The organism is Priestia sp. FSL W8-0524 (genome assembly GCF_038005965.1).
GTDB classification, from domain to species: Bacteria; Bacillota; Bacilli; order Bacillales; family Bacillaceae_H; genus Priestia; species Priestia zanthoxyli.
Window position 1 is genome coordinate 1 of record NZ_JBBOUG010000007.1, and the last position, 11,116, is coordinate 11,116.

An 11,116-nucleotide genomic window follows, 5' to 3' on the forward strand; every position below is an offset into this window, starting at 1 on the left:
AGCTAATGTGTACCGAACATCGGCCGAGCGCTCTTCTACAATGGACAGCCCATGTTCCTTACACAGTTCATCACTTATTTTGCGCACATGGTCAATAGCCTCTTGGCCATGTGCATGAAACTTACGACCATCCTCATAGTTCACGGCATTAATGACGATGTGGTTATGGATGTGATCCTTATCTGTATGCGTATAGACGGCCACCTCGTGGCCTTTTGCCAGCTTTTCAGCCAGCTGTAACCCAATCTCGTTGGCTTTCTCAGGATCTACTTCATCAGGTTTAAACGACTGAATCACATGGTGGGCTTGTATGCCGCCACTCTTGCCCCATATTTCCCTTGTAGCTTTAAATTGGTTTCTAGCATAGTCCACATCACAATCAAGCGAATTTGACACCTCAGCGCGCTTCTCAGCGTACTTCAGTAACGCATTAGCATTTTTCGTGGTACTCAGCTTAATTGTTGCCATGCTGCAGCCAATCCTTTTTTAATTTCGTCGAGATTGTATACCAATCTCTCAAGCTCCTGTTCACTCAATTGTTCGATGTCTCGTGAATTACACCATCTCGCAATTTGGTTCACATTGGTACCCACAGCACGCAATTCCTTCGCGATGGCCAGAGCACCCTCACGATTGATCTTTGGCTGTCGTACGCGGGTACCCTGTGCCTTTGCTTTCACAAAGGCAGGCACCGTCATTCCTACGTTATCCGCCATCAGCGATAGCCGTTCGAATTCCTCCTCAGTGACACGGAACTTCACCTGTTTAGGCTCGTTCCTACGCTCGCCTTTCGTCTCGCTCATCCCTTTATTCCTCCTTATGTTCACCTACTGGACGTGGTGAACTTGGTGTAAAATTCCAGCTGTATGCTTCCATAATACACCAAACAGTCGGAATAAGGCAAGCTCTACAATTGGTACCCAATTGAGCTTGGTTATGCTCAGCATAACAATCCCCCCAGCCCCCTTTTCAAGGGGGAGCCAAACCGCGGACGCTGTCCACACCTGCCAAAGGAAAGCTCCTTTGGAATGGCTTCTACAAACACCCCCAACCCCCTCAACACTTTGAGGGGGCTCCCTCGCCGGTTGGCGTCAAACAAACGTGGTTGTTTGAGTGCCAAGAGGGTTTGGGTCTAGTGACATTGTCAATTCCTTAATGCTCCCTACGGTCCGCTTACCATTGACAACGCAGCTTATCTCCCCCTTTGTTTTGGGGTAGAGGCTGGCTTCTTATGTTTTTAAGTGTGTTGCTAATCTTGGGATAAGATTGTTATTTTTGAACAGCTGCACAGGCGGTTCGGCAGGTATACTTGCGCAAACAAGCCGATTCTCAAATTCTTCGTTTTGGGTATGTCGGCTTGGCGAGAAATACAAACCTGCCGAAAGTCTTTGTACAAGGAGAAAAGAGTGGAGATTTTTTAAGTGGGTTTCTTAAAAAATACGACTCGTACCTTGTATAAAGACTAGCTATTTTTTAGGGGAGGTAGAAGATATTACAGTTTCTATTTTATAAATAAATTTAGACACCTATCCTTATATAGTTGAATAGCCTATAAAAGATTATTTTGAATAAAAAGTAGATAGGATGATTTCTATTGTTTTTTCATAAAAAGGAACTTCAATACCATGCAAAACCAGACCGTCCGGATCCTTTATTTGCAAAGCAACTGCAAGAAGTTTTAGGGGGGCAATTTGGTGAAATCTCTGTAGCATTACAATATCTATTTCAAGGATGGAATGTACGAGGTAACGGCAAATATAAAGATTTACTTATGGATACAGGAGCCGAAGAATTAGCTCATATCGAAATGTTAGCTACAATGATCGCCCGACTTCTTGATCGAGCACCTGTTGGAGATTTAGAAAAAGCAGCTCAGGATCCTGTCATTGGAGCGATTCTTGGAGGCATGAATCCACAACATGCTATTGTTTCCGGACTTGGGGCCATGCCAGCAGATAGTGTAGGAAACAGATGGCATGCAGGTTATATTGCAGCAAGTGGTAATCTCCTGGCAGATTTTCGCGCCAATTTAAATGCAGAGTCACAAGGTCGCCTTCAAGTTGTACGTCTCTATGAATCAACTAGTGATCGTGGAGTGAAAGATATGCTATCTTGGTTGATTGCTCGGGATACGATGCATCAAAATCAATGGATTGCAGCAATTAAGGAGTTAGAGGAAAAAGAAAATGTAGTTGTTCCAAGTACGTTTCCTCGACACTTAGAGAAACGGGAAGTATCCCATGTCCTCTTTAATTTTTCTGAAGGAGAAAAGAGTGCTACTGGACGCTGGGCAAGTGGTCCAAGCATGGATGGAGAAGGTGTATTTCAATATGTTCAATGCCCAGAAGGATTTGGAGGCAAACCAAAATTAAAACCAGCTCCCCCATATATTCATGATACACCACCTCAAGATTTAAAGAGAAATGATAACTTTACTCCACCTCCTCCACATTTAGCTTAAAAAGAATAACATTTAACAATTTGAGCAAACTACTCAAGATGTATAAAAGCATCAAAACTAACTTCTAATTATGTCACAGAAAAAACTACTGGTCCCCGATGAGCCGGTAGTTTTTTCTGTTTTTTAAGGTGTATATGATATATATTTTTAGTTAACATAAAACCATTTTTCGGAACACTTTTAGTCTAATAACCCTTTTTCCTTAAACACTTTTCTAAGAGCTTCATTTACTAATTCAGATTTATAACTCTTAGGAACTCGATCAATGATACTTAACACATCCTGGTCAAAATAAAACCCTCTATACACTTGTTTTGAGCGTTCTTTTGGATGCTGCAGTAACAAATCAATTGCATCTACTTTGCTATCATTTGTACTAGCTTTTTCAAAGCTGTCATTAGTACTTTCACTTTCATTCAGATAGCTAACACTAGCTGCTATTTCGCTATTGGCTAGCTGTTGTTTTGCTGGCATTTTACTGTTTTTAGAGATAAGAGTACTAAAATCAACATCTAAAGGTTCTGATTCTTCTCCAACATAGCGATAAATACTTTCCTTACTGTCCCATTCATAGCCTAATTTCTTAATCTTTGATTGAATGGTACGAGTACTTACATCATACCGATCAGCTAATTCTTTAATGGTGATTTCTTTCATCATAATTCCATTTAACATCTTTTTTACCAGCATCTTACTAGCCCCCATTTTCGTTTTAAAATTATAGTACTAGTATTCAAATGCAAAGTAATATTTCCTGCTATTACTTTGCTACAAAATGAATAATTAAGATCAACATGAGCAAACTACTCGAGAAGTCTTTTAGTACTCCAATTACAACCTAATATTTATCAGTAGAAAAAGCCATCTTCCCCAAAGATGGCTTTTTCGCCTTTTAGTTAACATAAAACATTTTTTCGGAACAGATTAAGTATCTATGCAAGAGGATATTGCAAATCTGCTTTGTAAAGGTTGCATAACTGCTGCAACCTTTGAGCAAACTACCCAAGATGCAACAAGGCATCAGCAAAAGATTACAATAAAAAAACAGAAAGAGACTATCTCAACGCCAAGATAGTCTCTTTCTGTTTTTACTCTGTATACCATATATAAATTCAGTTAACATAATGGATTTTACCGGAAATGAAAAAGCTTTTAGACTAACCATATTTATTATTATTATTTATACCTTTCTAATAGTGAAAAATTTTCTTAAAAGCCAAGGTCCTGGCGTAAATCCAAGTGTTAATTGCCAGGCTCCTATTGCTTGCAAACCAAATTTACGGACTAATACCATTTTCTCACTCATGCTTCTTACATCTTCAAACCATACCTCATGTGTCTGTCCAGCTTGATCTTTGTATCGGAAAAATGGTGATTTATATTCTTTTGAATACTGTATAGACGACTGGTATCTCATGGCTGTTTTAATTGCATCTTGATTAGATATAGCCGATGCGACTGTACCTGCTTTATAGGGAATCGACCAATTATATCCGTATAAGGGAACGCCAATTATAAGTTTTCTTCGTGGAACACTTTTTATAGCAAATTCTATTGTTCTCCTTACCTCAGTAATTGGTGCGACTGGCCCTGGCTCGCTACCTGCATGATGCCAATCATATGCCATAATGAACATATAATTAACAACGGCACCTATACCTCCATAATCATATCCCCTTAACCAAGAAATATCCTCACTTGTTTTAGCTGGAACAGCTATTGTCAGAACATATCCAGAAGGTCTCAAACGCTCTCCTAATTGACGTAAAAACCCAGTGAAAAGATCCCTATCCTCAGCCCTTACACGTTCAAAATCAATATTTACTCCACCATATCCTTTTCTAGATACTAAATAAAAGATATTATCGACAAGATTCCTTCTTGCCGTCGGATTATTTAAAACCTGATGAGCAAGATCAGAACTAAATCCCTCTGAAGTTAGATTAGTAATAGTAGCTAAGGGTGTAACATGGTTCCTCCAAGTGGTTTCAATCGCCACTAAATCGTTTAAATCATTTATTATATCCCCGTTATTTCCAAAATGATATTCGAAAATGGCAATAGAAGAGGAATAAGTGGCGAAATCATTAATTAAATTTCTATCTAAATCTGGACTTCGAACAGCATAATATTGCAGTGTACCTGCAATATAGTTCGATATATCAGGGATCCTAATTTTCATTCCTACCTGTAAATGGTTCGGTTGTATAGAAGGATTAGCTCTCTTCAATTGTTCTAAAGATACATAAGCTTTTCTAGCAATATTATTAATCGTATCATTAGGTTGAACTGTATATATATAAAGGGGTATGAGCAACGCTTGACCTGGAACAATATTCGTTTCCTCTAAACCATTCACACTTCGTAACTGATTGATAGGGTAACCATATCTGTTACTTATTGAGAATAGAGTTTCATCAGGTTGAACTACATGAACAAACATATTTGCCCCTCCTACTTCTCCTTTATTCACTCATGTTTTATTACATAATAATTTTTAAAAACCCATTAAATAAATATATATAGATACAAGCTTGTCTATATAACCTATTTAGAGAATGCCTGACATACATTTTCCTTTTATATCTCTCGTTCATAATGAATAAATCTGGGGATTTCGAACAAACTACTCAAGATGTTCCGGGCATCAACTGATAAATAGTGATATCTATAGCAGAAAAACCTACTGATCCCTGTTCAGTAGGTTTTTCGTTTTTTAAGCTGTATATCGTATACAAAGGTAGTTAACATAATGTCTCTTATAAGAAGCAAAAAGCCTTAAAACGATTAGTTTTAAGGCTTTTTGCTTAGAGATATTCTTTTTGTAAAACAAAGTACATAATAAAAATAAAAGAAGAGAAAAGATTTTCATATATTGCTATAAACCTTGTTATATCAAGGTTTATAAGGTCTTTTAAAAAGTTAAAAATAACTCATATACGAGTTTATTTTAACTCCTATAAGGGTTATTTTTAACTCGTATAGGAGTTAAAAATAACTGTTTTAAAGAGTTGTTTTTTCGAAAAAATCAAGGGTTAGAAACAACACTATAAAAGAGTTTATTTTAACTCTAATAAAGAGTTGATAATAACTCAAATATAAGTTAAGATAAAAACATATTAAATGGTAAAAAATGATAGAGGTGGGTAATGTGGCTAAGATATCAAAAGTAGAAACAACAAAAGTAGTTGATATGAACGGAGAAATAACGGAAGAAACAACGAGTGTTTCTTTTAACTATGGAAAAGAACCAGATTATATAAAAGTATATTTAGACAACATTATTGTGTTAGCAGAAATACAAGGATGGATAAGTAAGGTATTATACGAGCTTATTAAAGGCGTAACTTATGCAAATAAAGGACAATTTATCATTATTAACTCAGGATATAAACGAATTGTAGCTGAGAATTTAGGGATTAAACAACAATCAGTAACTAATGCAGTTAATCAGTTAACGAAAAAGGATATTCTAATAAAAAAAGAAACAGGCGTTTTCCTATTAAATCCTCAATTCTTTGGAAGAGGTGAATGGAAAGACATTTCTAAAATTAGATACGAAGTAGAACTAAGTGCAGACGGAAAAGTTATGAGATTAAAAGATACAAATTAAAAAAATCATTAAAACATCGTGTTCATTCTTTTGAACACGATGTTTTCCACAGCTGCACATATATGTTCACTTTTAGTTAACATAAAACGTATTATCAGAAGTAAATATTTACAGCAGGATTAAGCCTGCTGCTATTTTATATTGACTCTAGAAAAATAATAATATCCCATATATGGAACATATACATAACATTGATTAGGACAGTGATTTAACTGTCAATTCCAAAGAGGAGGGTGAAACATGTCTAAGATATGTATTATTGGAAATGGTTGTGCAGGGAAGACTACTCTAGGGAAAAAGTTAAGCCAAGATCTTTCACTTCCATTCTTTGAGATGGATGAAAAACTCAAATTTTTAAAAACAACTCCTTTTCCTACCAGGCAACAAATCAGACATTTTTCAAGAGAACTAAACAAATTATTAAATAAAGATAAATGGGTAATAGAAGGTTGGGGGTATAAAGAAACTTACGAAGAAAGATTTAAAAAAGCAGATATTATTATCTTTCTAGATGTACCTTTCCAAGTTTGTTTAGAACGATGTCATAAAAGATTAGGTTCAACCAACTTAGAAATTCTAAAACGAGGCGTAACAAAGTTAAACACATTTGATAAACATGTACGTCCATTGCTATTAAAGCTAATCCAGAAATATAAAAATGAACCTAAAAAAATAATCCTAGAGATTGATCAGGATTTCAAATATGAGGATATATTGAGACAAATTAACATGAATACAGTGCCTATTAATAAGAAATCTGAATATCAAACAATAATTTGAGCAAACTACTCAAGATGCCTGAACGGCGTCTTCCACTGCAACCTTATCAGAAAGAAAGCTGTCCTCCCTGGCAGCTTTCTTTCTGATTTTCTTGATGTATATGATATACAAAGGTAGTTAACATAATCACTCTTTCCGGAACACATCAAAAAAGAGAACCCTTACGCCCCAAGGGTTCGAAGAAGTTCTCTTTTTCTCTTTTATGCAACTTTTTATACATCGTTGATAGAATAGGCATTCTATTGATCAAATCAAATAAAACAATGTATAAGAAGTGCACCTTTTATACATATGCTCAAAGTTGCCTTACATTGATTTAATTATAAAATAGTTGTAAAATTATTCTGACTACTTTTATGATTTGTAATGTTGTCAAAACCCTTAAGATAAAAGGATACCTGATTTTAAAAATAGGTATCCTTTTATTTTTTTTAGCCTTCAGGCTAACATTTTTCTAACGAAAAAATTATAAAAAGATCCTTGCAATTCTAGTGGCGAATTGCTACTAAACAATAGTGATAATAGAGAGAAAGTTTTAAAAGTGGTGTTAAGCCTTGGTATGACTGAGTTTGTTGGACTTTTTGGGGTGTCATGAAAACATGACACCTAAATATTTCCAATATAAATAAAAAGACCGTACCAAATTGATACGGCCTAGATAGTTTTATTTAAAAAAATCTAACTGGTAAATTTACTTTTTTTCCATTCTGATCTTTAAGTTTTTTTAAAGAATGCTGAAATGATCTATTAACGGATTAATCTGTTAAAAAATCAAAGAGAAGCTGCTATGTAATATGTCCGTTAGACTGGAGCTTCTTTTTATACATATGTTCTTATGGATAAATATCGTATATAGAGGGGAAATATGGTACTATTTAAACGAATTGATTTTTTACACTTTCATAAGTGTATCCCTAAAAGGCAACCTCTTTCCAATGCCATTGAGATGAGGTTGTCTTTTTCATTTCTTCTAACATAAATAATTTATCTATTTACTGAAAGAAACTATCTATGAGAGGAAAGGAAAGTATTACAGCTAAAAGTATAGAAATCGTATTAATCCACCATTTATCTGTTGAGCTCATAATCCAAAAGCCAGCAGGTATAAAAAACAAACATTCTGAAACAATGGCATTCACCTTCACCATTTCCGGTAAAACAATAATTGATAAATAATACCCAATAGTTAATATTATAGAATTTTTGAGTACAGTGAAATACATACTAGCTAACACTCCATATTATTTTTAAAAATAGTATGGTTGATAGGCTTGAAAATTATTCTTTCTCTAAGTCCTGTTCATGCTTTTTTATTTTCTTTAAGACACTAACATCTTATTAGAGGGTGTTATAATAGTTATGACCCTTAATAAATTGGAGGTTATAACTGTTATGTACATGGAATTCTATGAAAAAGTAGATGGATTAGCAAGAGCTATTGGAGTCACGACTTCAACTGCAAAGAAATATTATTTACTTTTTGAAGAACATGGTTATAACTTTAAACGTAATCAGCAAGGACAACTCTTGTTTTCACAAGATGATATAAATCTATTTAAAGAATTAATGCTTTTAAAAAATGAAAAAGGTATGACCGTTTCAAAGGCTGTAAAGGAAATTGCAAAAGGCAAAGTTATAACTGACACAACCGATATAACCGACATAACTGTTACAACAGAAGATATAACGGTTATAACTAATCAAGTCACAACGGTTATGATTGAGCTAGAAGAGTTAAAAAAGTTAGTGAAGAACCAAAATGAAATTATAGAGAAACAACAAGAAGACTTTAAAAAACAGTTTTTAAAACAAGAGTCATACATAAAAGATAGTTTAGAACAACGAGATAAAACATTGATTTCAACATTAAGAGAAATGCAAGAATCACAAAAAGAAATAGCTGCTAGTTTGTCAGAAGAAAAAAACAAGAAGAAATGGTGGCAATTATGGTTACGTTAAACTACTCAAATAGATTGGGTAGTTTTTTTAATTAAAAGATGACCGTCTTGAGACGGTTTTTTTAGCCTTTAGGCTATTAATTTTCTAACGAAAAAATTATAAAAAGACCCTTGCAATTCTATAAGCGAATTGCTATTTAAATAGAGAGTGAGAGTAAAATAACCCCTAAGGCAGTAATAAACCCTTTAATACCAAGGGTTTATACTGATTTTCGTAGTTACCGAATTAGATAACTATAGTTACCGAATTAGATAACTACGAAAATATAAAAAAAAGTAACCCTTAAAAAAGGGTCACTGGAAAATTTTTAAATAAAGGCTTAGCATTAGCAAAAAGTGCTTTTAAAGTTGTTTCTATATTGTCTCGTTCTCCACTGTAAATAATATTCGGGTTAATAAACAAGGCATATGTACGGGCATTATTCCCTTCTGTTTTTTGACCTTGAGCTTTAACAACTACTCCTTTATCAACTAACTGATTTACAATTCTACTAACCTTGGGCGCACTAGTTTTTAATCTTTCAGCAATAGCCTTCTGTGTCAATGGAACTGCACTTCTAGAGTGAATATTATCTACAATACAGTTACTTTTAAATTGCATATATCTTTGAATACGAAGTAAGAAGAGCATCTGTTCATCAGTAAAATAATCATTTTCTAAAGCATAATCCCAATTATCCTGAATAAATTGAGCAAATTTCACTTTTGATTTTGGAGAACGTTTAGTTCCAACGTAAATCTCCTTTCCTCCAGTCGCTTTACTTAATACTTCTATAGCTTTGTTAACATCATCCTGATCAACGCCATGATAGTCTTCTTTAAATTTTTCTTTTTCATTTTCTAAATCTCTTAACCTAGCATTTTGTTCAGCATCATCAAAATTAATTTTGAATTTTCTTTTTTTCAATTGTTAATTCCTCTCCTCTAGCAGGAATTAACCGTCCTGTGTTAAAATAAAATTAATTAAATAGGTTGCACAACAACAAGAGGTTAATCCCTCGAAATGTTTTGTTAAAAGTCCTCTGGCCCGCTAAAACTAGAGGACTTTTCTTATTTTTAATTTTAAATCATCTACACCTTTATTTCATTGATTATTTATTTCTTTATACTTCTTGATTCTGCAGGTATTTCTTTCTCATATAACCTTCTTAAAGCTAAACGTATAACATCATTTTGAGTAATGGGTTTAAAACTAAAATCATTAAAGTCATTAAATGAATTAATTAACTCCTGAACCATTACTAATTCATCTTCGTCAAGCCTCATGGAAGTGGTTTTTAACGTCTTTTTCTCTGTCATGTTAATACCTCCAACTTCTTCTATATACAACATTATACAATTTAATCTAATCAATCGCAATGCAATGCAATGTAATCAATTAGATTATAACGAAAGCTGTTATTTGACAAGTTAAATTAATTAAAATGTTATCCTAACTCTATACCAAACAACCCAAAGAACCACTTAAACAAGAAGAATACAGGTACCATAAAGATTGCTGCACCAGCTCCATACTTCACCCAGTCTAACCAACCATTAAACGCCACACCTAACTTAGCGTTCGAAATCATAGTCTTGCTGTTTTTTTCGACCTCGCTGAGTTCCGCCTTCGCTGTCGCGCTCAAGCTGTCGAACTTGCTCCCCAGGTTGTTGTTGATCTTCTCTAGCTCGTCCTTGATCGCTTGATTGTTTATTTGAAACTCTTTGCTCAGAAACTCCTGATTCTGTTTCATTTCGCTTTGTAACACTCTGATGGCCGTCTTCATCTCGGCCAAAGTTTTGTTTGTATGCAGCTTGTGTGTTTCGATGTCGTTCTCTAATTTGCTCAGCAATGTCATCGAAGTTAAGCTCATTTCCTGCTGCACGTCTTGGCTCGTCTGTTTGATCTGTTCGAGCTCTTGTTCGATCATCATCTCTTTGTTCATGTTTTCTTTCAAAAACGTCGAGAGATAGCCCTCTGTCGTTCTGAGACGCAAGATCATCTCCTGGTATAACTGCTGTAACTGTTGTAACTCCTCTTTCTGTTGAACCTGCTGTTTCTCTTTCTCTTGTAACTTGTCTTTCAAAGCCATGTAAAATCGTCTCCTTCTCATACGCCAACCCTAATTTAGTGCCACGTACCTTTTTATTCGATTCTAGATGCTCATACGTGATGTTTTTACCTCTTAAAGCCGCCTGGACGCCCTGGTCTTTTAAACGTTCCTGGAACTCTTCAAAACTAGCTGTCTGCTCCTTGGCTTGATCAATGGCCGTTCGAATTTCATCCTTCCAACTAGACTCACCTTTCTCAAGTAATGACTGTTC

At 34.8% G+C, this 11,116-nt stretch carries 10 protein-coding genes and 1 pseudogene; 4 read left to right on the forward strand and 7 right to left on the reverse strand.

The genetic code is table 11. The annotated features are described in order from the left end of the window. Both NST66_RS29170 and NST66_RS29175 read right to left on the reverse strand, forming a co-directional pair. Window positions 1–468 (reverse strand): relaxase/mobilization nuclease domain-containing protein (locus tag NST66_RS29170; protein WP_340843945.1); only part of this gene is annotated, 468 nt, incomplete at its 3' end. After that, the gene (locus tag NST66_RS29175; RefSeq protein ID WP_154975066.1) at window positions 450–803 is read right to left on the reverse strand and encodes a plasmid mobilization protein; all 354 of its coding nucleotides are present in this window, start codon (window positions 801–803) and stop codon (window positions 450–452) included. The genes NST66_RS29175 and NST66_RS29170, both read right to left, overlap by 19 nt. A gap of 791 nt (window positions 804–1,594) precedes the next feature. Here NST66_RS29175 and NST66_RS29180 point away from each other — a divergent pair. Next, entirely contained in the window at window positions 1,595–2,461 is an 867-nt protein-coding gene (locus NST66_RS29180) for a manganese catalase family protein (RefSeq protein ID WP_047934313.1), read from the forward strand. 180 nt (window positions 2,462–2,641) lie between these two features. Here NST66_RS29180 and NST66_RS29185 read toward each other — a convergent pair whose 3' ends face one another. Next, the gene (locus NST66_RS29185) at window positions 2,642–3,151 is read right to left on the reverse strand and encodes an HTH domain-containing protein (RefSeq protein WP_205663453.1); all 510 of its coding nucleotides are present in this window, start codon (window positions 3,149–3,151) and stop codon (window positions 2,642–2,644) included. Window positions 3,152–3,641: 490 nt separating this feature from the next. Further along, window positions 3,642–4,904 (reverse strand): glycoside hydrolase family 18 protein, encoded by a 1,263-nt coding sequence (locus NST66_RS29190; RefSeq protein ID WP_016763691.1) that lies wholly within the window; start codon window positions 4,902–4,904, stop codon window positions 3,642–3,644. Window positions 4,905–5,612: 708 nt separating this feature from the next. Between NST66_RS29190 and NST66_RS29195 the strand changes: the two genes are divergently transcribed. The 3 genes from NST66_RS29195 to NST66_RS29205 all read left to right on the forward strand — a co-directional run bounded on the left by NST66_RS29195 (window position 5,613) and on the right by NST66_RS29205 (window position 8,813). Continuing rightward, a complete protein-coding gene (locus NST66_RS29195) occupies window positions 5,613–6,074 on the forward strand; it encodes a replication/maintenance protein RepL (RefSeq protein ID WP_182031234.1) in 462 nt (153 codons plus the stop codon). A 240-nt stretch (window positions 6,075–6,314) separates the two neighbouring features. Continuing rightward, window positions 6,315–6,854: a shikimate kinase gene (locus NST66_RS29200; protein WP_340843946.1), complete on the forward strand. Its 540-nt coding sequence runs from the start codon at window positions 6,315–6,317 to the stop codon at window positions 6,852–6,854. Between the two features lie 1,392 nt (window positions 6,855–8,246). After that, a complete protein-coding gene (locus NST66_RS29205; protein WP_340843947.1) occupies window positions 8,247–8,813 on the forward strand; it encodes a DUF3967 domain-containing protein in 567 nt (188 codons plus the stop codon). Between the two features lie 282 nt (window positions 8,814–9,095). Here NST66_RS29205 and NST66_RS29210 read toward each other — a convergent pair whose 3' ends face one another. From NST66_RS29210 to NST66_RS29220, 3 genes and pseudogenes are all read right to left on the reverse strand, one after another. Further along, on the reverse strand, window positions 9,096–9,719 hold the full coding sequence (locus NST66_RS29210; RefSeq protein ID WP_230933891.1) for a MarR family transcriptional regulator: 624 nt from the start codon (window positions 9,717–9,719) through the stop codon (window positions 9,096–9,098). A 188-nt stretch (window positions 9,720–9,907) separates the two neighbouring features. Continuing rightward, on the reverse strand, window positions 9,908–10,111 hold the full coding sequence (locus tag NST66_RS29215) for a hypothetical protein (RefSeq protein WP_340843948.1): 204 nt from the start codon (window positions 10,109–10,111) through the stop codon (window positions 9,908–9,910). Window positions 10,112–10,366: 255 nt separating this feature from the next. Next, window positions 10,367–11,116: pseudogene (locus NST66_RS29220) on the reverse strand (relaxase/mobilization nuclease domain-containing protein); the annotation flags it as partial.

Bases quoted from the DNA above. Each gene is read 5' to 3' on its own strand.
- NST66_RS29175 (WP_154975066.1), bottom strand. From the start codon at position 803: ATGAGCGAGACGAAAGGCGAGCGTAGGAACGAGCCTAAACAGGTGAAG.
- NST66_RS29185 (WP_205663453.1), bottom strand. From the start codon at position 3,151: ATGCTGGTAAAAAAGATGTTAAATGGAATTATGATGAAAGAAATCACC.
- NST66_RS29190 (WP_016763691.1), bottom strand. From the start codon at position 4,904: ATGTTTGTTCATGTAGTTCAACCTGATGAAACTCTATTCTCAATAAGT.
- NST66_RS29200 (WP_340843946.1), top strand. From the start codon at position 6,315: ATGTCTAAGATATGTATTATTGGAAATGGTTGTGCAGGGAAGACTACT.
- NST66_RS29205 (WP_340843947.1), top strand. From the start codon at position 8,247: ATGTACATGGAATTCTATGAAAAAGTAGATGGATTAGCAAGAGCTATT.
- NST66_RS29215 (WP_340843948.1), bottom strand. From the start codon at position 10,111: ATGACAGAGAAAAAGACGTTAAAAACCACTTCCATGAGGCTTGACGAA.